The organism is Bacillus sp. NTK071, assembly GCF_017303315.1.
Lineage (GTDB): Bacteria > Bacillota > Bacilli > Bacillales > Guptibacillaceae > Guptibacillus.
Map to the genome: position 1 here is coordinate 22,149 of NZ_JAFKOI010000004.1, position 24,215 is coordinate 46,363.

At 37.2% G+C, this 24,215-nt stretch carries 15 protein-coding genes; 4 read left to right on the forward strand and 11 right to left on the reverse strand.

Translation table 11 applies throughout. From position 1 onward, the window contains the following. Positions 1–4: 4 nt before the first annotated feature. Genes JI666_RS09145 through JI666_RS09155 form a run of 3 tightly spaced genes read right to left on the reverse strand, consistent with a single transcriptional unit; the run spans position 5 to position 6,809 of the window. Positions 5–4,162, reverse strand: a complete 4,158-nt coding sequence (locus JI666_RS09145; protein ID WP_206891047.1) for a TIGR02680 family protein — start codon at positions 4,160–4,162, stop codon at positions 5–7. After that, positions 4,159–5,316, reverse strand: coding sequence for a TIGR02678 family protein (locus JI666_RS09150; protein WP_206891049.1), 1,158 nt, complete (start codon positions 5,314–5,316; stop codon positions 4,159–4,161). The genes JI666_RS09145 and JI666_RS09150 overlap by 4 nt, the downstream gene beginning before the upstream one ends. Then, complete coding sequence (locus tag JI666_RS09155) at positions 5,316–6,809, reverse strand: TIGR02677 family protein (RefSeq protein ID WP_206891050.1); 1,494 nt, start codon at positions 6,807–6,809, stop codon at positions 5,316–5,318. Before JI666_RS09155 ends, JI666_RS09150 begins: the two co-directional genes overlap by 1 nt. Positions 6,810–7,095: 286 nt before the next feature. Between JI666_RS09155 and JI666_RS21990 the strand changes: the two genes are divergently transcribed. Further along, entirely contained in the window at positions 7,096–7,233 is a 138-nt protein-coding gene (locus JI666_RS21990; protein ID WP_414635136.1) for a PD-(D/E)XK nuclease family transposase, read from the forward strand. Between the two features lie 464 nt (positions 7,234–7,697). Here the strand turns inward: JI666_RS21990 and JI666_RS09160 are convergent, their stop codons facing one another. After that, positions 7,698–8,000 carry a hypothetical protein gene (locus JI666_RS09160; protein ID WP_206891053.1) on the reverse strand — a complete coding sequence of 101 codons (303 nt, stop codon included), beginning with the start codon at positions 7,998–8,000 and terminating at the stop codon, positions 7,698–7,700. A gap of 18 nt (positions 8,001–8,018) precedes the next feature. Then, positions 8,019–9,413: a YqiA/YcfP family alpha/beta fold hydrolase gene (locus tag JI666_RS09165; RefSeq protein WP_206891056.1), complete on the reverse strand. Its 1,395-nt coding sequence runs from the start codon at positions 9,411–9,413 to the stop codon at positions 8,019–8,021. 106 nt (positions 9,414–9,519) lie between these two features. Here JI666_RS09165 and JI666_RS09170 point away from each other — a divergent pair, with 106 nt between their 5' ends. The 3 genes from JI666_RS09170 (at position 9,520) to JI666_RS09180 (ending at position 10,712) form a co-directional block, all read left to right on the forward strand. Further along, the gene (locus tag JI666_RS09170) at positions 9,520–9,798 is read left to right on the forward strand and encodes a DUF1433 domain-containing protein (protein WP_206891058.1); all 279 of its coding nucleotides are present in this window, start codon (positions 9,520–9,522) and stop codon (positions 9,796–9,798) included. Between the two features lie 118 nt (positions 9,799–9,916). Then, positions 9,917–10,168, forward strand: a complete 252-nt coding sequence (locus tag JI666_RS09175) for a hypothetical protein (RefSeq protein WP_206891059.1) — start codon at positions 9,917–9,919, stop codon at positions 10,166–10,168. A 265-nt stretch (positions 10,169–10,433) separates the two neighbouring features. After that, positions 10,434–10,712, forward strand: a complete 279-nt coding sequence (locus JI666_RS09180) for a hypothetical protein (protein ID WP_206891061.1) — start codon at positions 10,434–10,436, stop codon at positions 10,710–10,712. A gap of 404 nt (positions 10,713–11,116) precedes the next feature. Here JI666_RS09180 and JI666_RS09185 read toward each other — a convergent pair whose 3' ends face one another. The 6 genes from JI666_RS09185 to JI666_RS09210 all read right to left on the reverse strand — a co-directional run bounded on the left by JI666_RS09185 (position 11,117) and on the right by JI666_RS09210 (position 24,186). Then, positions 11,117–16,003, reverse strand: coding sequence for a DEAD/DEAH box helicase family protein (locus JI666_RS09185; protein WP_206891066.1), 4,887 nt, complete (start codon positions 16,001–16,003; stop codon positions 11,117–11,119). Beyond that, complete coding sequence (locus JI666_RS09190) at positions 16,000–19,413, reverse strand: hypothetical protein (RefSeq protein ID WP_206891067.1); 3,414 nt, start codon at positions 19,411–19,413, stop codon at positions 16,000–16,002. The genes JI666_RS09185 and JI666_RS09190 overlap by 4 nt, the downstream gene beginning before the upstream one ends. Before the next feature lie 496 nt (positions 19,414–19,909). Continuing rightward, positions 19,910–21,301, reverse strand: a complete 1,392-nt coding sequence (locus JI666_RS09195) for a M20/M25/M40 family metallo-hydrolase (protein WP_206891068.1) — start codon at positions 21,299–21,301, stop codon at positions 19,910–19,912. A 60-nt stretch (positions 21,302–21,361) separates the two neighbouring features. Beyond that, positions 21,362–22,405 carry a tetratricopeptide repeat protein gene (locus JI666_RS09200; RefSeq protein WP_206891070.1) on the reverse strand — a complete coding sequence of 348 codons (1,044 nt, stop codon included), beginning with the start codon at positions 22,403–22,405 and terminating at the stop codon, positions 21,362–21,364. Between the two features lie 179 nt (positions 22,406–22,584). After that, complete coding sequence (locus JI666_RS09205) at positions 22,585–23,250, reverse strand: hypothetical protein (RefSeq protein ID WP_206891072.1); 666 nt, start codon at positions 23,248–23,250, stop codon at positions 22,585–22,587. A gap of 462 nt (positions 23,251–23,712) precedes the next feature. After that, a complete protein-coding gene (locus JI666_RS09210; protein WP_206891073.1) occupies positions 23,713–24,186 on the reverse strand; it encodes an S-ribosylhomocysteine lyase in 474 nt (157 codons plus the stop codon). Positions 24,187–24,215 lie beyond the last annotated feature (29 nt).

Consider the following 24,215-nt stretch of genomic DNA (forward strand, 5'->3'; position numbering starts at 1 on the left):
TCCTTTATGTGAGTGTTACCTGTTTCTCATCTTCTTCCTCTAACACGATTTCCGGTTCTTTTAGGTTCAAACGGTTGCCGTCCCATTTGTAGCGAAGCACGGACACATAGTCAGCATTTTTCGGCCGAACGAGCTCGCAGACAGAAAGGCTTGAGATGGTGTCATAGTCTCCCCATAGTACTTGCGAGTTCATAATGTAATCAAAACCGAGCTGCTCGACGATTTCAAACATCTCACGAATATTGTTTTCGTCCACTCCTGCGAAGGCTTCATCAAGAGAGATGATGTATGGCGCGGTATCCTCCGCTTCACGGTAGCGCGAGTAGCACGCTGTAAAGAGTGGAATATACATCGCCATCGCCTTTTCACCACCGCTGAACGTAAAGAACTTGTTGTTTGTGAGCTCACGTTTCGGTTCGTTCGTTCGCTGATATGAAAGCACAAAGGAAAACCACTTTCGATAATCGAGCACTTCTTTTAGAACTTGTAGTAACGTATGTCCTTCTCCTTTTTCTTCAATCCATTGTTTCGCTTTTGCGATTTTAGAACGAAAGTGCGCCGTGATGCGTTCAAGATCCTGCTCTTTCAATAGCTTTGCGTCTTGCTTTAGGATATGAACAAGATCTTTTGTATCGAGCTCTTCTTCTGTTTCAGCCGTGCGTGGACGCCACTTGATCGAGAAGGTAAGCCCTGAAGAAGAATCACTGCTTTCCATAAGCTCGTCCATCTTCTCCGTCCAATTTTCAGCGCGGCGAATGCGGCTCCGCAGCTTATTTCCTACCGATTTGAAAAGAATTTCTTCATAAAGCTCTTTGTCCTGATCATCAAGGAATTTCTCCTGGTTAGCGAAATTCTCTTCAAGGTTACGTTCCACAAAATACGGACTAACCTGTTGTCCTAGTAGATCGAGCTCTATCACACGTCGTGTCGTTTTCTGCTTCCATTGCTCAATCATTGGACGCAACGCATCATCCGATACGTCTTCCATCCATGATGGGATTGGATGCTGCTCTTGATACTCACGCATACGGTATTCGGTCAGGTTTGTTTGCTGGTTATAGAATACATTTGAAAGACTTGATTCTACCTGGCTCTTCTCTTTATCTGTTAGCAAGGCTCCGTATTTCTTTTCAATTTCTTGGGCAATACTTTCAAACGCATCTTCAGTAAAATCACCGACAAATTTCCGCTCCAGCTCATCTTGAAAAGCTTCTCTCCACGCATGCTTGAGCTGCTCCCAGAATAGGAGTTTTTCTTTCTTTTCGGAAAGCTGCGTTTCCTGATTATCACGTGTCGTTTCTAGCCGAGGTAGTTTAGTATTGTTTTCATGTAATTCTCTTTGAATGTGCTCGAGCTGCTGCTGGACGTCACGAATTTGCTTTCGAATATCCTCAGCGCCAGCTTGTGCCAGCTGTTGCTCGATAACAGCAATATTTTTAGTACCTCTCTCAATACGATCTTTGAGAACATTCAGTTCACCATCAAGTGTGATGATATCTTCTTCAATCTCCTCTAACCGCTCGCTCATTTCATGATAGCGCCGATGACTGTTGCGATATTGTATATGAAGGCTCTTCAATGCCCAGAGATCCTTAACATAGCGCTTCATCAAATCTTTTGCTGTACGATAAGCCGCTCGATTGTTTTCAAGATTTAAGTCTCTCGTTTGCTCGGCAAGCGTGTGTTTAAGTGCTTGATACTCTTTGTCGATTTCTTTTACTTGATCTGAGAGCTTTTGAAGCTGTTTCTCGATCTGCTTAATCGAAAACCTGACTTTCTTTATATTCTGATAGCTCTCATCAAGATCCTTATCGTTCGGAAATTCATTTAATGCAGAGCTCGCTTCAGCAATATCTCCTTCCACATTCTCCTTCTCATTGTGAATGTGTTGTTTTTTTTCATTAAGAAGCATGAGTTCGCCGTTGAGCTCTTCAATGAGTGCCTCCCGGTAACGCCGGCGAGCATTTCGTCCGATGTACCTTACGCGTTCAACAGGAAGTGCGTGTCCAGAAAGTGTACCGATCTTGTAGCGACCATCTTCCTGAATCGAGATCACTTCACCCTCACCTTGATCTCCAATCACAATACTTCTCAATACATCGTCAATTTTTTCAGCCGAAATTGCACACTCATCATGCAAGTCAGGCTTTAAAAAATCTGCGAGCGTATGTGCCATCATAGTAGGATTTGCTTCAAGTATACGGTCATGTTTCGCAGCGACCCTTTGATTTACAATGAGTGCATCCAGGATACCCGTATCAAGTAAGGCAGCCTCAATGCGATTTTGAACGGTTTCGCTAACGTGCTCTTGAAATTCTACGACTGTATAAAAAGGTGCGAATCCTACATTCGCCCCAAGAAGCTGCTGTCGCGCTTCTTTTGTCTCTTCCTTCGTATCCGGTTCAGGATCTTTTTGGTTTTTCCATTCGTCCAGCGCTTGTTCCGCTTCTTCAATCTTAAGATCGACCGCTTTCTCCCTTGCATGTAACTCAGACAAATCATTTCTTAGCTTATTTTGATAAGCAACTACAAAGGGTGAAACCGTGTCTGTAACGGCGCTATAGGATATAGGTTCATAAAGAGAGTAAAGGTTCCTTGAAACAGTGCTCAACGCATCATTTGTCACCTGAAACTCAGGGTGTGCTTCCGTCCATTGATAGATACGCTTCAAGTGATTCTCCTTATCACCTTCAAAAATACCCAACCAGTCGGACTCCTGATGACGATGTTGTTCTAACTGAAATTGTTCATCAGCAATCTCTTTATTCTTCAATTGCATCTTTTCTCTAAGATCTTCAAACAATCGGAGCTTCTCTTCTAAATCGCTAAGCTTCTTCTCATGCTGCTCGGCTTCTTTACTCCATACGGTAAAATCAAAGTCATCCAACTGTTTTCTCTTATAATCTTGCTGATTCATAGCATCTTGAGAAAAAGAAGCTTCGTCAGCATCGTTTTCCATATTCATCAGCTGTTCATCGATTTCTTTTAATAAACGATTGGTATCCAACTCAACATCTTGCTTCTGTCGCAGTAACGTACGGCTTCTTTCTTCTTCGCGAGATCGCTTTGTTTCGTTCGCATGATAATCGTCATTCAGTACGTTTACTTTTGATTTCTCTTCCTTTAACTCCGCTTCAAGATTCCATACTTTATGAGAAGAGAGACGTTGTTTCTGCATCTCATATGTATTTTTATCCTGCGTTTGTACACGAATATTCTCTGTGACCTCTTCAATCGTTTTATGAAGCTCTTCTTGCTCATGAAGAAGGTTCTCATATTCCTTCGTCTCTTTATTCAACCGCCTGGAGCTTTTTCTATACTCTACTGCCTGATCTACAAGATAGCGTTGATTGTATGTATCGTACACACCGTTTAACTTTTTAAGAGAAACCATTTCTCTCTCTAGCTGCTCGATCTGTTGCTTCGTTTGATCCATTTGCTCGATCGTATCTGAAAGATGGCGTAAATCATCATCAGATAGAGGCGGAAGCGCTGCTTCAAGGATTTCGTAGATAACAGTCGGCCTGAATTCTTTTGAGAGCTTTGGACTCCTAAGCTGAATGAGTAGTTTGATTAACTCTTCATACGCTTCGATCGTTTCAAACCCAAAGATATGCTTGTTCACGAGTTTCATATAATCGCCCTGCGTTTGAACAACCTGTCCTCCTTCGCCTATGAGGTTTACAAGTTCGACGCGGGATAGAGGTACCTTACTCTTCTCTCCTGCTTGACGCTCATTTTTGTAAAGTGCGATGTCTACTCCTACACGGCGATTGTCCGTAATAGCAAATCCCCAGAACTTTAACGGCTTATGACGTTTTGCTTGAAGTCCGATCCCAGTAGTGACGTATTGATTCGTATCTTTTCGCTTGTATTCTATATAAAGGTACCCTGTCCGTTCGTCACGGTTCACAATTTCCTTTTCACCAAGCAAGTAGTCTTCCATTTTACGCGCTTTCGACCCGAATGGATCAAGGCGATCAGGTGATTTCTTCCCATCTAATAAAACGGGCAAGAAACTCTGCATCGTAACTGATTTCCCAGAACCGTTGCTTCCTCGTAAAAGAAGCTTGCCATCTGAGAAATCAAACACTTCATCATCGTAATACCAGAAATTCAGCAAACCAGCCCGGTTCATCTTCCATTGATTCACACCACTCATTGTTGTGCCTCCTTCACATATTCTGCAGGGTAATATCCAACCATTCGACCGAACCCAGATTGCAAGACGAGCATGCTAGATTCATGTTCGATGTAAGCAAGTTCCCACTCTACTAGAAGCTGCAGCAGTTCTTCTGTTAGTTGTTTTGCAGAACTGTCACGGTACTTCTTACTCCACCCATGACCGTCTTTATTTTTAATATCTGCCATAAGCAGCTCAAATTCAGAAAGGGTGAACCGTATCTCACCCATTTCATTTACAGGAAGCTCCTCCATCATGCTTCTGATGTGTGAAGCCACGTGAAGCGCAATATCCATAATCGTTTTCTGATCAGGAAAAAGCGTATACAGCTGCTTTCGCTCATCTAATACGAGCATGGCCGCATTCTTAAATACTTCAAGTCGAAAAGGTGTATGTTCCTCAAGATCATCACGTAATCGATTTCGATAGTTTCGAATATAAGCAAAATCTTGATCCTCTTCGCTCTCACGGTAGACGACCGGTGAGAACATCAGCTTTCGATATACGCGCTTTCTTCGTTCATCATTTTTATGCCGACGCCATTCACTCTCTAGAATCTCTTGCATCGTATCGTATTGAAACAAGTCATCCGGATACGAACGCATAAAGTAGCGTGCATATACGGTAACTTCATACAGCACTTCTTCCTCTTCATTCGATGTGAATTGTTCCAAATCACCATCTACGGTTTTCACAAGTCGTAGGGCAACAAGCTTTTTTAACGCACGCACCAGTGATTTCCGGTGCTGAAAGTTCGTCCAATCAAGCGGAAATTCTCCTGGATACAATTCCTGAATGTCTTCTGTTATGTCTGATAGAAGAAACTGATCATCGACAGAGCGACGTTCCGTAAATGCAAGAGCACAGCAGAAGATCGCATAATCCATAGGCTCCGTGAACTCCTGGATCCCCATCCAGCTTTTCGGATCAACCGGAATCTTCTCAAGCTTAATAAAGTGCTGGTGAACGATTAAATCAAATCCAAACTTATCTGATAAATACCGTTTCAACTGGTGTTCACGCTCACGGATAAGATGATAGGAGGACGGCTCTTCAGTCCGAAGCACCCAGAATTGTTCAAAAAGGATTCCAAGTGCCTGTTCAGTTTTTTCATCAAATTGAGTCTTTTCCATTATGATGTCACCTCTTCTTCAACGAACCGAAACGTCACATCAGGCATTTCAAGAACGCCATCATTCGAATGCAACGCTACGCATTCTCCCTCATGAACCGTTACTGCGACTTTGCGGCCGAACTCTGTTTTCACCGTTCGATCTTCACGTGCCAGCGCTTTCCCCAGCCATGACAGAAGAAGCTTTCGAACATGAGGCTCAACAATAGGAAGTTCTTTAATCCGAATCTCACTTTCTGAAATGTAATTTTCTATTACTTTCTTTTCTCGCTGTCTTTGTTCAAGATGAAGTCGCTTCATTCGTTCGATTTTTTCCTTGTTGTCTTCAATCGCCCCTGCACGTGTTTTCTCTCGATACTGTCGTATTCTGGGGTTAGTCCTATGTTCCATAGGCTTCTCATCCCAAATATCGAAGTAGATATCTTCGGTAGGCACGTGATCGATTTGCAGGTGTCGCGTATGAAACACACCGAATGCAACAGAGGATAGCTGATGAGCTTCTTCGATATCTTGCAGCCCATCAAACCATTTTGCAAGATGAAGATAGTCGTTTTTTCTACTCTTAAATTGCTGGTTACGCTCACCAAGCCTCTGAACTACTCGCGTTATCCGTCGAATCGCTTCATTCGTTCTACTTTGAAGCCGCTCAAACTCACTCTCACCATGCTTATTTCCAAGAAACCATGTTTTGAGGTTGATCCATTTTGCTTCTAGATCTTCGATAGGATCATAGCTTTGTTCCGTTTCAAAACGAAACGTCTGATCTTGGTGCTGAGTAACCTGCCGAAAGAAAGGACGCAAAAGCTGTGTATCCACATTCCGTAAGAGATCTTGAATCTGCAGTGCCGTCCGCTGTAACGCTATAATAAAATCTCGCAAATACGTCGTGAACTGGTCTTTATATGCCAAAAACGCATCAGTCTTCATCCGCTCCGCTACTTCTTCACTATGTATGTAAGCCATATAATCTGAGGTATTCTGCGTAATTTGTTTAAAATAGAAGATCGCATCATTCCATAACTGCGCGCATTCTTCGTTCGATTCCTTCTTATCCCCTGATATCGTTGCGTTAATGTTTGAAAGAACATGATAAAGACGCTCAAACTGACTGCGCTCAAGCGAACCACCAAAGCTTTCTCCCATATTCTCAAGGTTCATCAACATCCGTTCAAACTCTACCGTATATGGTGTGCATTGATAACGAAAACTCTTTTTCTTATACTCATCGATTGTCTTCGCTTTCCTTTGCTCCTGACTAGCAAGCAAGTTCCCCCACTTCACCAGTGAATCCAGATCCTGTTGCAGCGCTTCCATCGAGTAGCCCTCGAATTCTTCAAACCCCTGTAAATACTCTAGCACTTCTTCAGGAAACAAGAACTCTCGCATGCGCTCGTGTTGAATATAAAAGTATCGTAGAATAGGACGATAACTCCAGGCTTTATCAGCAGTTAAGTAAGTTGCCTCTTTTATCTTCTTTTGTAGACCTTGTTGCATGTTTACACCTCTTTTTGTTTACTCTTTCTTTATTTTAGAGTTTTGATCAGTAAGTAGATTAGCCCTACTTTATTACCAATTTATCCCTAATAAATATTATACTAGATTACAAGGACTAATTGCTGTTTAGTTTTAGGATAACAAAGAAGTTAAAGGAAAATAACAGTCCTTTTATTACCAGACAAGCGTTTCTACGCTCTCTATGAATGAATGTATGTATTTATTTATTTATCAAACAATTTAGTTGAATTTAGATTATAATAGGTTAAAAAAGGAAGTTGACGCCATGCTAAATAAGCTCCCTATAGATTTAAAATATGACATTGGATTTAAGCATCTGTTAGGGATTGATGAGAACAAAAAATTCTTAATTCGCTTTTTGAATGACGTTTTGCAACCTGACCGCGAAATTAAATCTATTTGAATAGGCATCGGTGAAAAACCCCGGAGATGTGATACCTAATCACACCGCTCTCCGAATCCATCACCGCTACAAAAGACCCAAAGAAGACCAAAGGGACAGGTACCTCGTCCCTACAATTATCTAATAACTCAAAAAGCATAGAACGAATCAAAGAACTTATACAATTAGAAGTAAAATAGTATTAAGGATAGTACAAATCTTAATAAATCAATATATCGGGATGGGACAAGACACCTGTCCCTCTGCCTCCTCAGAAATTAGCTTTTCCTCTCTTTGCTTATTCAACACTCCAAAACCAAGTTGAGCGTGTTAAATGACAATAAGCTATCAGCTCTCCATTCAATTGCACCTATAGAAGTTTGTCTCCTTACAACCTATCTTTTCACTGTGTGTACCCTACACCTCTTACTCTACTAACCTACAAAATTCAAAAATAATAGGACCTCCCGATTCCGAGACGCCCCTCACCTTACCTTTATACTGTCATGCAACATTTCATACATCATCTTCATCTTAATTAACTTCAACTCGTTTTCTTCAAACCGCTGCACTAACGCCTTATTTGCCTGACCATCAAAATTATGTTCAATCTGATTGAGAATCGCTTTGTGTCGCTCACTAAGTGAACCGACTGCGTAGCAATGTTTTAAATGAGTGTTTAATAGATTTGCTTCCGCTTCTAGATCATTTTTGATCTGCATTCTTAAGGCATCCTTTTGGCGCTGCCTTTCCCAGTAATCGTTCCACCAGTCAAAATTAAAGTCCACTTCTTCACCTTCCTCTCATTATGATTCGTATCGTAGCCACTGCGCGAGATATTGATCGGCTCGCATCAAATCTTGACTCATTCGTTCCATGTTATAAGCGATATCCGCTGTATCCTGATGCGTATCACCAAGTGAAGCCATTAAACTATCGAACATCTGGATATCAAATAACATCGGCACACCGTCTACTGGTGCTTTCGTAAACTCATGGAAGTAGCTCTCCACATCTGAAACATCTAATTTATCGAATTGCCCGCTTTTTACCGAATTGATGTATTTGCTTTTCATATCGCGCATCGTGTTCATGTACACATCAAGGAATTCGAGCAATGCCTGTTTCGTTGCTTCAATCTGCTCCTCGCTCTGCTTCATTTCTTGCACATAGCTTTCCATTAAGGCTTCTTGAATTTGAATATGGAAGTCTGAGACACCGCTGTTTTTAAGGGCAAGTGGGGATAGGTTTAGTTTGCTTTGTAATTTTTCGTCGAAGAGCACCTGTGGTACAAAGTAACCTTCATCGTTATACAAACTTGAATCTAAGTAATTTTTAATCCCGTGCATGGCTACACCAGGCATACCCGCTTGGTCTGGATCATTCATATAATAAACGGATCCAACCGATTTCTCATAATAGGTGCCTACCACGTCATCAGGATAGGTATAGCTGATGACATTATCTTTGTACTCCCCATTAATGGCATTTTGCTGTTGCTCAGGGGTTAATAGTGAATAAATATCTGCAGCAGCAAATGTGACGGCATTCGAATCATGATTGACCGCAAAATACTGCGCTAATCCCCCACCAAGTGAATGGCCGACAAAGGTGATGTTTTTGGCTCCATACTTTTTAACATAGTGATCCACTTTTTCTTCCGCTTCAGTAAATTGATTCTTATGTATATATGAAATGGTGCCAGCTTTTGAATCTAGTTCAGCTCGACCACTTGCTAGACTCGCATCCTGAGAAGGGGTTCCTAAATAGGCTGTTGTCCCATACCTCTTTTTGGTATAATTGGAATTGCCTAAAACGATGCCTTCTAGGTCTTCTTTGATATCTTTATTTGATTCAGAAGAATCTATAGCTTTAGTTTTAAAGACTATCTTATCACCTTCTATAGTTGCTCCCCCTCCAGCTAAACGAGCATCTTGAGATGGAGAGCCTACATATTTCTGCACTACTTTTTTTTCACTTATTTTAGGAAGTTGAGTACCACGAAAGCTTATTACGACCTGTTTAGTATCAGGATTTTGTAGTACATAACCTTTGAGACCTGTTGCAGGGTCCTTGATTGTATCTATTTTTATCCACTTTATTCTTTCACCATTAATATTAGTAATTTTCACACTAGTTACAATGTCTTCATATGTATTTCTAGATATTACTGCAGCTTCATTATCACTTAATTTTTTCATTTCTTCCTCCTTACTAAAAAAGAGATTATATTACATAAGAGGTGATAATATGAAAAAAACACATTTAATAACTATTGTATTCATTATACTTTTAGGAGGGTGCAATGTGAACTCAAACAATGAAACTTATGATCAAGAATTTATTACAAAAGCTGAAAAAAAAGCTGAGAGCTATTTAAGAAATAATTACAAAAATATTGATAAAATTAAATTCAGTGATGATCATAGTAATCCTATGGGTGGGTTAGTTATTAGAGGAACGATAAATGATAATTCCAATTTTTCAATGGATGTAGATGATTCTTTAAAAATCATCGCAATTAGTGAAGGAGAAAATTTCCCTGAAGAAAAAGACGAGTGTAAAGATAAAACCTGTGATTATTAACTCGAAAGCAATAGCAATTTTATAATTCTCTATCATTAATAGGGTCACTCTTCCTGTACATTGGTCATAAGGATAGTGGCCTTAATTGCTGCACTTTTATAGTAAGGAGAATCCTGGAATGAAACGACTTTTATTTTACCTATCGTTCATCGTTTTAATGAGCTGCAGTGTGAACTCTAACAGCGAAAACTACAGCGAAGAAACAATTGAAAAGGCGAAAGCCAGCGTAGAAAGTTACATTATAAATAATTATCAAAATGTCGAAAGCGTAGAGTTTAAAGAGTCTCCTTCTGCGCCAATGGGTAGACTTGTTCTTGAAGGCACCGTTAATAAAAAAGCGGCATTTACTATCGGAGTGAATGACCTGTGACTATGAAGTTAGTAAGTAACAAGTTTACTACTCTCTCAGCCTGTTGCCTTAGATCTTTTCTGTGCAAGCAGGTTTTCTTTTTGCAGTATGTGGGCTACTACCCTCTTCCCTTCTATACCGTTTATGCTGATCGAGAAAAGGCATAAAGCTATCTGATTAAAATTTATATACAGAATGATTCAACTCGAGGTGAGCTCATATAAAATTAATCCGCATTTACGCCATTGTATCGCTAATTATGCTCATTTTATTAGTTGGTTGTAGCGTGAATTCTAGTACGAAAGAATACAGCGACGAAACAGTGAGAGAAGCACAAGCAAACGTAATCAGCTACATAGAAAATAATTACGCTAACATTGAAACCCTTAAAGTAAATGAGCACTATAAAGCAGAGATGGGGATTATGACTGTGGATGGTAAAGCAAATGGTGAAGCTTTTTCTGTAAGCCTGGACACTAATCTTATGGTGGCTGGGGTTGCGATACTAAGTGAACAATTTCCGGAAAAGAAAGAAGAATGTCTGGAGAGGCTATGTGACTATTAAAATTGCCTTTCTAGATATTAGATTCAATACATAAGGAGGTATTCCAATTTCTAAAATGCGATTTTTATTATTTATAGGAATCATCGGGGACGGTTCTGCTGATTCACCTACTCTTTAATAAACAATTAAATCACTAGAAAGATCGACGTGAATCACATATACACATGACGTTGTAACTTTTATCACTAACCTTACTACACCAAAAAATGAGCTAGATAACTCACCACCGCATGTACAAACAAAAAGACCAGGCAACACATAGATAGATATGGCTACCTGGTCTTTCTTCAATCATATAGATAACCTTAATTAATAAAATCGTTTCCTCGATTCTACTTATTTCTTATCACAATGATTACATGAAATCACAAAAGCATTATTCAATAAAATTAGAATAGTGACTCTTAAAGACTGACCTTCTCCCCAACTACTTTCTCTAACACTTCAATAACAGCACCTCTTGATAATGTATCATGACAATATTGGTTGCTATAGTTTTTCAAACAACCATAACAGCTAGTTTCTAAACCACAGGTACAATCCAACAATATGAGTAAAGTCTTCTCTATAATTTCTTTAAGATTTTGAGTTACTTCTTTTGTATAGCCCGCACCACCAGGTACCGTATCAAAAATGATAATTGATGGATTTACTCTATTTTTATAGTAAATACAACCGTTAATATCATTACGATCCATTCCTAATATTGAGCTGATTGCATCAAGCATTCCGTACAATAATGAATTCCAAAACACATCTGACTTTTCAGGTTTAACAGGCATATTTTCAAACTTTAATTCCATTACATCACTCATAAACTCATGTCCTAGCTGAACGTGTTCAAATTGTCCACTGCAGTTAGTACCCCAAGGTGTTTTATGATGCCGGGTGGTTTGATTAGTATTATTGGAATCTGCTCCACAGATTTTGCAGATGCGATAGCCTCTTTGTTTACCTTCATTAACAACAGCTAATTTACCAAATGGTGAATATTTCCACACCGCATTAATTTTACCGAATTTCAAAGCCCCTTCTACTTCAAGATCGTTCTCAACATCCTGGATATCATATTCTGAAAAAAAGATTCGTGAACGAAACATTTTCGCTGGACGATGCTCACCTGGCTTTGTTTCTTTTCTAGATATGAACCCGAATATTGGACTAATAAATGTTTTAATCTTATTCTCAGTATGACAAGATTCACAATTTACAACTTCATTGACCAAAGATTTGTTATAACGAGAAATAGTTTGATAATGTCCGCAGCTCTTGCAATGAATGTATTGGTTTGATGGTAATTCGTAATTTGCAAGTCGCTTGAGTCCAACGCTTTTATATATTAAGCCGTTTGCTACTATCTTTGCCCCAGGTGCATACTCAGAAACTGCTATCGCAAGATCTCTAGATAAAGTGACTTGGTCAGCTGTTTTATCTCTAACTTGTAATTCGACAACGTCAACCGGAAATCCGTATTTTGGCAAAACATTATGAGAAGACAAGAAGCCTATGAGTGGCTTGTCTTTAATTGTTTTAATCATTTTTATCATATAGCTTGAATCTTTTTGTTGTTTATAATTTTCCTCGCGCATTTCATAAAGTTCTTTTAAATCCTTCTCGTAAATATCCTTAGTCTTCTGAAGGATACCCTTTTCTTTAGAGCTAAATGTTCGAACCCACCCCCAGTTATTCAAGTCATACACATTATAAAGCGTATCTGGAATAACACGTTTTAATGACTTCAAAACATGGGATGGTTTTTGTAATAGAAATTCCCTTACTTTCTCCGTTCCTTTTTCTTCTTCATTTGTCTCTGAATCTAATCGAAAAAAGTTTTCTAGTTTACCAAAGTATTCTGGGTAATCTTTAAAGAACGCAGAAAAAACCACTGAATGCATGTGTCGCTGGATAATCTTCACGTTCTCCATTTTGAATATCGGAGGTTTTATCTCTCCGGCAATAATTTCTTCAGGCTTTTTATAATAAGATAAATCATGTGATCTTCTTTGTGCATAAGTAAGTGAGTAGGCTACTGATGAACGCCGCCTCCCAGCACGACCTGCTCTTTGCACATAGTTTGCAGTTTCTGGTGGGACATTTCTCATAAAGACTGACTCTAAACCTCCAACATCCACTCCCATTTCAAAAGTAGTTGAACAACTCAGTACATTTACTTTTCCATCAATAAATTCTTGTTGGTATAAAGTGGCTTGCGTGGAACTAAGCTGTGCAGTATGTTCTTTTGTCGTCATTTTCATAGGAATGATACTTTTATACAACTCTTGATAATGATTTAATACATCTGCTGGTTTAGCTTCCTTTAGAATTCCTTCACATTTTAAGTTAGGACAAACACTTTCTACATTTCTAACTGTCCAGTTAGCACAATGAGAACATTGATACCATACTTGGTTATTATCATATTGAATTGTCCAATGCCTATGGGACATAGCAAATACAGTACCTGCATCTTTCACATTCGTTTTCTCGAAATACTCTGGCAATTTACCACTTGATATTAGTTGATCCCAGATGATTTTCAGTAGATTAGTTCCAAATTGTTTTGCTTCTTCCTCGCTCTTCCCTTTTTTCTTATATATCCTTACTAAATAATTTAACCGTCTGTTCATCTTACCCTCAGCAGGTAACCATGATGAAACTTTTGCTTTGGATACAGATTTATACCCCGTCATATAACCTCTTCTATTTCTAGGAGAGAATATTTGATCACTGGGGTCAACATTATCAGGATATGTTAAAGCATTTTGTATACGAAATGAGTCAAAAAGTGTTTCAAAAAGTGGCCAAACTTCGAAATCTTTAACTCCGAATTTTTGTGCTATTTTACTTAGCTGCCCCTTAAACTGTTCTGGTATAGGTACATGAAAAGAAATCAATCCTACACCCTCTAAAGAGTGTCTCTTATCAAAATGGAGAAGTTCTTTCATAATAAATGATTCAATTAGCCTATCTTTATCTATAGAGCTCATTCCTGTATCAAATAAATAAGCTTTTTCTGCTCTTTTTTTGATAAAAATCACGAGGTTGTTTAACCTTAAATCTGTACTATTAATTTCTTCAATGGACTCTAAGATGAGTCTTCTCCACATAATTTGCTTATATGTTCTTTCTAAATATGGTGCAAAAAATGCCGCATCCTGCCTTGAATCAGAAAAAATTAATAACTTTTGAGGATGATAGTTCATAGAGTCACTATCACTGTACGAGCTATGTCCAGAGTCTATAAAATCAAACAAATCATCTTCACTGGAAACTACTATCTCTTCCTTTTTAGTTATATTCGAGGAGGCAGATGTAACAACAAGCTCTTGATATAATGAGGTCGCAAGCACACTCGTAGCTGCATCTTGCCCAGTGACAAACAAACGTATTGGATTTTCACTTCTCTTTCCACAATTATGACATTTTGCTTGTTTGTTTTTTACTATCTTTTCCTTGGTCACTACTATGGGCTTTACATCTCCATACTGTTCGCAGCACTTTTTTCTATTAAGAGTTCCTTTCCGAGAAATAGTAGCACATCCAGGACATACTTCAAATAACTCAGTTTCACTAGTGTCTTCCCCCACTAATATTTCTTCATCTTCATCAACAACAGACTCTACACTCTCAGGACTATCAACGATCATATACGCATTAAACCTTAATTCTGGATCAGGATTCATCCCTTTTTGTTGAATTAACTTTTCATCCTCTTCTTCTCCAATTATGTGAACTTGGCCACAGCCATCACACACCCCAATTTCAAATACGGGATATTGTTTAGCACCATCAATAACATACTTTTGAGGATCTAGATAAATGGTTGGTTCAGGTAGGAAACTTACATAACCACCTTCTATTGCCCTTACAAAAACATGGTATCTAGCAGGTAATAATGGTAGGTCGGCTTCGTGACTTTTTGCTCTCACAGCTAAATCCACGAATACAGTTAACAATTCATTCGCTAATTGAGTTTCTAAGTACTCTCCTCTTGAAGAATAGAATGACTGAACTAAATCGTCAGTTAATAACCTTAACAACTTCGGTTTGTGATTAAGGTTTTCTCTTAACTTGCAAAGATTGTAGTCCCCTTTAAGAAGTTCATATAATATTTTATTTGGATCTGTGTATGAATGGGCTATTTCTTCAATTAAATCTGGGGGATACCCATACTCGATCAAATTTTCTAATTTATCAATAAAACTGTTTTCAATATTTTCTTTAATATATTTGTAAGCCTTCCAGTCTGGACTGCCCCAATAGTTAAATACATCCTCGTATTTTATTCTTACAGCTCCAATTAGATCTTGGTTATCTCTATTTAAGGGATCCCATCTAAACGGCTCATCAAATAGAGCTTCAGCAAATTTCAACACTTTTCTCTTTGAATCGTCTCCACTACCTAAAGTAGCACTAGTAGCTATGCACTGAAGCGAACCTCTAATTGGTCGTTCTTTCAATATTCTATCCTTCAACCTTCTAAGAAGCATACCTACCTCAATACCTTTAGCTCCGTTATATGAATGCGCTTCATCTAAAACAATATACTTCCATTCATTTGAGTACTGACCATCAAACAATGGGGTGTCGGATGGCCTCAATAACAAATATTCAAGCATGGCATAGTTAGTAATCAAAATATGTGGAGGAGAATCTCGCATTTCTTCCCTTGAAAGTAGCTCATTAGATAATGGTTCCTTTCCGTCATTTTGGTTGCGATAATATTCATTAGCCTCTAGTTTGCTTTCCTTCGTTTCTCCAGTAAATCTCCCAAAAGTAATTTCAGGATTATTCGCTAGTAATCCTCTTAACCTTTTCACTTGATCATTTGCTAAAGCATTCATAGGATAAATTAATAAAGCTCTTACACCTGGTCCAAGCTTCCCATCTTTTTTTTGTGAAAATAATTCATTTAAAATTGGAAGTAGAAAACTTTCAGTTTTACCACTCCCAGTTCCCGTTGCAACAACAAAATTTCTTCGTTCACCTGATTTTCGAATCGCTTTTTCTTGATGAATATATAAGGGACGATCCATTGGTAAATCTTCTTGAGACAAAGTTTTCATACCTGGAGAAAGAATTCCTTCAGCAACAAGATCTTCAATACTGTTGCCTGTTTGATATGGAGCAGTTATTTCCAAGTAAGGACCCTTTACAAATTTATCTTTTTCACTTAACAACTTAGAGAACTGTCTCGTAAAATTAGAATTATTCATATGAAATGCAGTCATCAAATATCGTTTATATGTTTTCTCAATATTTTCTGTACCGTTAATTGGATGAATACTCATTGAAGTATTTCTCCTTTAAGTTTATTTTGTAATTTCATCTCTATAAAAGTACAGTCAAATAGAAACCAACTAGGATGAAAACTGATTAAATCATTGGCAGCACTTCTAATTGTTCTTTTGTATGAAACTGGTATTGAATCTATGTTCCGCGCTAATAATCGACTCCCTAGCGCAGTAACAGCAACCAAAAACGGAAAGTTAATATCAATAGGGTTATCAGTATTCTCCCATCGTGTATTTAAAAGGTCTTTTATATCAGGAGTGATAATAGACCTGTTCATTAGCCAGTCATATAAATCTAAGAGTTGTAGACGATGCTTATTTAGAAATGCTTTAATTTTTTTGTGATATTCAAGATTACTATTCCTTTTTATCAGATATTGTATTAGTTCATGCTGAATTGAAAAATCCTTAATTAACACATCGATAAACGGAGTTAGTTGAGATACAATGTGGCAATCCTCAACTGTCTTTTTTATCATAGTAGAATACATCCCAAGAGTTTGACCAAAATCCCCTACCTGTAGTTTATTTCTATCATCCTTGCATATCACTTCACTTAAAATCCCACCTGGAAGTTCACCTATTTCTTCAATTGTCCATTCTTGAATACCGAATAAATTCCTTATTAATTTTATTTTGTTATCATCCAACATTATGGAATTCAATGATTCTAATATCTGTTTTTTCTGCAAATGAATAACTTCGTACCATGCAAAATGATTTTCTTTTAAGAGTTTCACATAGTTCTCTCCATATAAAAGAATCCCATTTAGTATCTCTTCTAGATCAGAATGCAGAATATCAATTTTCTTTCTATTATTCTTTCCATTAAGTAATTGTTCTGCCAATTTATTAACTTGAATGTTTAAAGAATCAGAATACGACCAACGAAAAGTATTAGTTGAGTCACTTTTTGGATATTTAACCTCTTCTAGAAAACTAAAAATATCATTATCTTCCCTATCCGTTGCCCATTCAAAGAGATAAGTTCCTTCAGCCATTCCAATCCATGGAACAGCGGTTTGATTGTTACTCTCTTCAATACTAAATTCTTGGTATCCTTTCCAAGGTTGTGATTCATTCCAAATTCGAATGATCCTATTTTCTACCGACATATTTTCATTCCAAGTTAATCGCATAGCATTATCAGATAAATTAATAATTACATTATTGATAGTCCAATACTTAGTCACACTTATCAATGAAATTGGAGTGGTTAAAAATGAATCAAATTCAAGCCATATTGTAAATTGACTAGAAGCATGTTGAACTATAGTATCTTTGAAGTGTTTTACTACTATTGGTATTTGCGAACCAATACGAACTTTCTTTATCTGCTTTTGTATTACCTTCCCCTTATTATTTCTCAAAGAAATTATTGCTGTTAGGTAATTTCTATCTGATTGGTGTTTTAAATACTCTGTATTTAGTAGTATCCGATAGTCATTATTCTCTAAGTCACACTCGCTAATCGAAAGTTTATCATTACTTTGAATCTCCGTTTCCTGGTTTCTGTAAATATTCCAAGTTATAAGTTTAGTGATTAAATCTACTTCAAACGATTCTGATGTAGTTATATTCGTCATTTGCATTTTTAATTTGGATACTTTCACTGGTACTTTTAATTTGTACTTATTATTATTCTCACCTGAATTCAATTGGTAGAATTCAGAATCACTTGGCCATAAACAGGTGATAATATACGAGCTATCTACATCTATTTCATATTCACGATAAATATATCCTGCCTTTGATGTTGGTAATTCAGGTCTAACAATGTCATTAACTATTAGAAATGATGGAAGTTTAATAAATGATAATTTTATATCATAACCTAAAGGACCAACTACCCTTAACTCATGTTTACCTGCTTGAATGCCGATCTCTATTTCACTTAGTTTTATTTCGAAATATTTCCCTACCAGTTTAATATGATTTTCAAGTTCCTCTAATGGTTTCTCTATCATACTATTACTTTGGCCATGATAAATTTTCAATTGCCACTTCTTTAGCTCATTGCGGATATTAGGATAAGTAGAGACCGGAATACACAGAGTTGGCACTTTAAAAAAAGAAGGTACTTCCCCCCCCCATATCGTTTCTTTTTCTTCTAAAAATTTTGGCTTATCTATTTTAGTGAACACTTCAAACTCAATGATCTCTTCATTATTCTCATATATAATCTTCTGATTTTGTTGGGGTGAAATTTCATATAATATATAATTACTCCACTCATCATATAAAGCGGTACTTGTTAGATCATGTAATTCTTCCGTTTCACTGGAAAGAAAAAAATCTTTTCTAATTAATATCCAATACAATCCACTGTGCAATAAAGTTCTGTTTAAGTTCTTTTTAGAAACCGCATCAAACAACATTGCTTCTCTAGTATCAAACTTCCATTGACGAAAAATTTTTCCATCTACTTCTAGTTCTAACCTGTAAGTTTCATCAGGGTTTATATTCAATTTATTTGTTTTAGGTATTAATTCATATTGTTTAGAATTTGATAATAAGACTATGTCACACGGAATCGTTTCAAAAAGATCATCTTTTTTTATAATTCTCCAACTACTAGATCGCTCAACCCATGTAATAGAAACCTTTTGAATAGGAATAGTCATGTATACTCCATCCAAATAAGGATCCAATTTCATGATTGGAGATAATATTTTCTCACTTTTGGTTATTTTCCCATCATAACCTTCAATAAGGGTTTCCTCTATTCCTTTGAGCACTCTTCTTGGTAATATTCCTTTGTATTTCTCTATAAAAGGCCTCTCATTTTCTTGTACAACCTGAATGCATCGATCAACAAAATCAACCGCTACTTTACCCCCGCTTAACAAATAATCACGTACGCCTTTATGTAGCATATAAGTACTATTTATTTGCTTTTGTTCAAAGTCTTTTAAATTAGTAATCGCTTCCTCTGCATCAAGTCCAAAATTAATTGCTGGTTGAATTAATCCTTGAACAAAACCGCTTATACTTCTATTTGGAACTCCAGCGTGACCTAAGATTGTACTTACATACTTTTGAGTACCCCTCTCATCAAAGACAGGAAGCCCTTTCATTTTTATATAGTACAGAAACCACTCCTTCCATCTCTGATCATCATTACAATTGGTTGCCTTCTTAAACCGTGCCCAATAGTTTCCATCATACTTATAAATGGCTATAAATACCGTTAACGACATACAACTGCAAGGATATTTTTTCCACAATATATTAATTAGATCTGCCTGTTTGCTCCTGTTCATTAATTTTTCAGAAATTAGATTTTCAAGCCTCTTATAAGCAAACTTTCCAATAGTAAGTTCATTTATGATGGACACTTTCTCGAACATTTTTGTTAGCACTACTTCAAATTCTTCTAACGTGCTGCAATTTACTAGTGATCTCATAAGCTCCCCCATTTCCCGGTACACAAATAAGGTATAACAATTATGGATTATTCCTTTTTCTGAATATTATAACATTTATACTTTAAAAACATCAGTATAGTATTACAAGATTACTTTTCAACCACCTTTTATTAAGGATCATTAAACCACTGCATTTATATCGCTTTTGACATTCCTCTTTGAGCCATTCTCTTTAATTGATGTCATTAAGAAAAGTGGTTTATTTTTCATAACAGCACCCTTCACATATTAGACTACTATCACAATTGCACTAGATAGTAAGTCCAGCATTAACTACTTTCTTTTTTGATTAGGTTATCTTTTTACAATTTCAAATAACTCGGAGTCTAAAGTAAACGTTAACGTTGAGGTAGTGTTAATCATATGAACATTAAGAATAACTGAGCTGACTATCAGTCAGTAACTGCCAACTCAGTTAAGGTAAATACTAATTATCTTCTATTTTCGTTGCTAGCTCCTTTTTAAGTGCTCATGGTTAACCAGCAATAGTTGATTGATTGGGTTTTGTATTTCTACGGATTTCTCTAAGAATTCTTATTAAATCCCTTGATTGTTGAAATATCCCTTTAATTAATGTTGCAGTGTTAAAACACGCTTCCACATCCAGTTGTTCCTCATCAGAATGTTCATTCCAATACCCTGCTGAAAGATTTACACTTTGAATACCATGGGATGCCCATATTCTCGTATCACTACTTCCTCCGATAGTGCATTTCCATTCTTCCAATTTCTCTGCCTCTGCAACTTTTTCAAAAAACTCACCAAAGCTTTTGTGACAGAAATCCATGTATCCTCCACATGAAGTCACAATATCTCCAGTACCTCTTCGGTCCACTACTATTGATGCATCAACTTCCCATAGAAAATACTCATCCACATGTTTAGCGCCTCTTAGACCAATCTCTTCTTCAACAGTAAACACAAACTTCACGGTGCCATTAAAGTTGGATTGAGATAAGGATTCCGCAACTTCTAACAAAACAGCAACCCCCGCTCTGTCGTCAGCTCCGAGAATTCCTTCACTGCTCGACCATATTGGTCCATCTTTTACGATAAAGCGATTTGGATCAAAGCCAAAGATAGTGTCTAAATGAGCGTTTAATAGTATAGTAGGACCATTACCAGTTCTATATGTTCTTTGAGCAAGGATATTTCCATACCCATCGATTGCTAGCTTATCAACGTGAGGAGTTAGACGTTCGATTACGAAAGCACGAATTCTTTCTTCATCTCCACTTTCACCATCTATAGACAGAAGCTCCTCTAACTGATGGTTGAAGAGTTGCTTTCTAATATATTCAAGACTTTCTTCAAGCCATTCTGGTTGAATGTGACTTAATTTTTCACCGAGGTTTAATAGTTCTCCTCGTTTGGTTCTTAGAAACAGAGTTGTATAGGAAATTCTCATTTCCTTTTCTTTTACACCTACTGCTTCAAATAGTTTTCCCACAGTCTCCATATTATCCTTGTTAAGAAATCCGATGATAGGTCCTCTTTCGAAATGTCCTTCACAACTACTCGTGGTATAGAGACCAAGACGATTCAATTGACGTATGATGCCACTTATAAGCGTATCTAACTCACGCACTTTTGGTTGTTCTACACCAGGCTGAAACGAAAGGCCTTCTCCTCTTCCACGATATTCAAAATCAACTACTTGAAGCCACTCTTCTTCAGTAACGGCATCATCCATCAAGACAAGAAGCTTTGTTTCAGTTGAATATTGATAGTCCACGGACAGCCCATTCAAACTTTCCAGCAAGAAAGATACGTTTTCCTCAGTTTCCGTTGTACAATCAAAGCTCTTATCGTTAACTTCTTTCACTATAAATCCCTGACGAATAAACAATTGATTCCATGTTTTCATATGTCATCTCTCCTTTTCTTTTCTTGAGATCAGTATACGAAAAGAAGGATGACACCCCTGTCATTCAGCGATGTATTCTTTTGCCATGCCGTCGTCTACCCTAAATAACACAGTGTATTCAATGGCATTATTGAAATAATAAGCTGGTTCACCACTCGAACTTGTTGTTTCAATGATAGGAGGTATATTGCATTCAATTAGTTTCCGCCTCAATCGTCTAATTCTTTGAACAAAGGCCACTCTTTCCATTACTTCAAGCTGTTCAAACACATCCATAAAAGCAGTCCGTGTTAGTGCTTTTTCTTCATTACTATTCATAAGGAAATGTCTCAGCATAATATTCTGATCTTCACTTAGTAAGACACTATTGTTATTAAATATGAGCTCATTGGTCCTATCATTAGAGTATAAGACCAAGCTATTTAATTCAGGGTTGTAAGCTAACTCTTCACATTCCTCTTTAGAACATGTACTTTGCTTTCCTCTTTCCATCTTATAAAATGCATGCTGGTGAAGATAATGATCGGTTTGTTCCACTAAAGCATATAACGAAGACATTTCTAGTCCTGGTAAGGCTTCTTGATTGGTATGTAAATTTAATTGTCTTAAAGACATATGAGTGTTGGCTGCAATATGAAGACTGCTGTTGGTTAAATAAAGGTGAGCATAATAGATTTGTTGATCCTCAAGTCTATATTCTAAATAACTATCCAAATTGCTTTTTAATGCAGTTTGAAAATAATTAATTGCTTTACTATAATCCTTCTTTTTATAAGCTAAAAATCCTAATCGATAGTTTGCAATAGGATTGTATTTGTCATATTTCAATGCTTTAATTAGCGACTTATGGGCAGCATTATCATCCTTTTGATAAACAGTCTTTAAATAAGTGCCATATTTAATTAACGTAGCCAAAAGCTTCTTTTTTACATATAACTCATAACTTTGATCGGATTTACTTCTAGCCTGTCTATGCATAGCTTCAAGAACTAAGATATATGAAGGATGTGAATTATAATCTGGCTCCTCTTGAATTTGTTTTATATAGTTTTGTTCTACCAATTCAAGTTCATCTAAACTTTTTTCCCATAAACGCCCCGGCATAAAGTATCCCTCCATTGATCATTCACAATATTTTCCTTTAGAAGATTATAATTCATTCCTATTCGCAAAGATATATAAATATATGTAGGTACATCTAAATAAATAAATCACAGTTAGAATATAAAAAAACCGGTACCTGCGAACATGTTGAAAGCAGGTATCGATTTGATTTTCTCTTCTTATTCTGTTATCTCATCTGCTAAAACACCAGGGATGCTTAACTCATAACCCGCTTGAGATGTATAGTCATGTGACCCATAGACTGTGCCATATATGGTAACAACGTCTTCTTCAACGAATTCCGTTAATCCATCGTATTCAATATAAATAATTTCATCAAAACTGTAGCCATAAGAATCTTTAGTAACTGCTAAGCGGATATTTGTGTAATCATCACTTTCGATGATTTGGACAATCTCTCCAGTATATTTAACATATTCACCAGTATATCGATCTGGATTTTTTTCGAGCTGCTTGAATTCGATTGGTTCAGCATTAGCTTTTTTTTCAGCTAACTCCTCTGCTGCCTTTTTCTCAGCTTCAGCCTCTTCTTTTTCTCGTGCTTCTTCTTCTTTCGCTTTCTCTTCTGCTTCTTTCTTCTCTTGAGCTATTTCTTCTTCTGTCTTAACTTCTTCTTCAACTTCAGCCTCTACTTCTGTAACAGGATCGCTACTTACTTCTTCTGTTGGAGAAACTGCTACACCTATGACAAACATTACAAACGAAAGAGCAGCGAATCCAAAATATTTCTTAGCTTTTCCATTTTTTCTGATTAATGAAACTACAGCCAAAACAATACAAACTAGTAATCCTAAAATCCCTATTATCCCTAAAAATTGACCCATTATAGTACCCCCTTAATTTTACCAAGGTTAATAGTACCATATATTTTAAATTAAATGGAAAATATTTATTTTAAATGGAAATATAACCACACAAAAAGTCCTAACTTTATTAAGTCAGGACTTTTTCTATGACTTTAGTATTACACCCCAAAGTAACAAGACAATTTTAACTTTCAAGATCACCCCGAAATTTGGAAAACAAGACTGACTTAGACGGTTCGACGGCTATGGGGACAGGTACATCGTCCCAACAATTACCTAGTAAGCTATATGTAATGGAACGAATCAAACGTTTCATTTGCAAATAAAAGCAAAATAGTTAGCAGGTTAGTAAATCTTAAAAATAAACGTGATCGCTTTTAGACTTTTAGATGGGACAACTAACCTCTCCCTCTGGCTTAAGCTACACCGATAGCAGACAAAAAAACAGCGCCCCGCATCGCAGGACACTGCTTTCTGTTCTTACCCGAATACCTTCGCCAATTCTTTTTTATCCTGATTAAGCCAGAAACGCATAAGGCGCTTAGCACCTTCTAAGTCATGAAGTTTAGCCTGGCCGCACTGCTTTTCGTTCGCTGCAGGAATGTCAGTGATTTCGATGGCATCTTTCAGTGTGTCTTCTATAAGATCGATGATTTCTTCAACTTTAGCTTCACCGCTAACTACCAGATAGTAGCCGGTCTGGCAGCCCATTGGAGAAATATCGATGATCTCAAAGTGATCATACTTTTCTGCATGCGTGCGGATATTGAACGCAAGCAGATGCTCAAGTGTGTGGATCACGTCCGGCTTCATCGCCTGTTTATTCGGCTGGCAGAAGCGAATATCAAATTTGTTAACAAGTCCATCTGTTCCTATTTGATGAACGCCACAATGTCTCACGTACGGCGCAACAACTGCGTTATGATCAAGCTCAAAGCTTTCTACTGATGGCATAGAACCACTCCTTTTATTACGTCTTATTC

Excerpts from the sequence above, each read along its gene's own strand:
- JI666_RS09145 (WP_206891047.1), bottom strand. The coding sequence starts at position 4,162 with ATGAGTGGTGTGAATCAATGGAAGATGAACCGGGCTGGTTTGCTGAAT.
- JI666_RS09150 (WP_206891049.1), bottom strand. The coding sequence starts at position 5,316 with ATGGAAAAGACTCAATTTGATGAAAAAACTGAACAGGCACTTGGAATC.
- JI666_RS09155 (WP_206891050.1), bottom strand. The coding sequence starts at position 6,809 with ATGCAACAAGGTCTACAAAAGAAGATAAAAGAGGCAACTTACTTAACT.
- JI666_RS21990 (WP_414635136.1), top strand. The coding sequence starts at position 7,096 with ATGCTAAATAAGCTCCCTATAGATTTAAAATATGACATTGGATTTAAG.
- JI666_RS09165 (WP_206891056.1), bottom strand. The coding sequence starts at position 9,413 with ATGAAAAAATTAAGTGATAATGAAGCTGCAGTAATATCTAGAAATACA.
- JI666_RS09175 (WP_206891059.1), top strand. The coding sequence starts at position 9,917 with ATGAAACGACTTTTATTTTACCTATCGTTCATCGTTTTAATGAGCTGC.
- JI666_RS09185 (WP_206891066.1), bottom strand. The coding sequence starts at position 16,003 with ATGAGTATTCATCCAATTAACGGTACAGAAAATATTGAGAAAACATAT.
- JI666_RS09190 (WP_206891067.1), bottom strand. The coding sequence starts at position 19,413 with ATGAGATCACTAGTAAATTGCAGCACGTTAGAAGAATTTGAAGTAGTG.
- JI666_RS09195 (WP_206891068.1), bottom strand. The coding sequence starts at position 21,301 with ATGAAAACATGGAATCAATTGTTTATTCGTCAGGGATTTATAGTGAAA.
- JI666_RS09200 (WP_206891070.1), bottom strand. The coding sequence starts at position 22,405 with ATGCCGGGGCGTTTATGGGAAAAAAGTTTAGATGAACTTGAATTGGTA.
- JI666_RS09205 (WP_206891072.1), bottom strand. The coding sequence starts at position 23,250 with ATGGGTCAATTTTTAGGGATAATAGGGATTTTAGGATTACTAGTTTGT.
- JI666_RS09210 (WP_206891073.1), bottom strand. The coding sequence starts at position 24,186 with ATGCCATCAGTAGAAAGCTTTGAGCTTGATCATAACGCAGTTGTTGCG.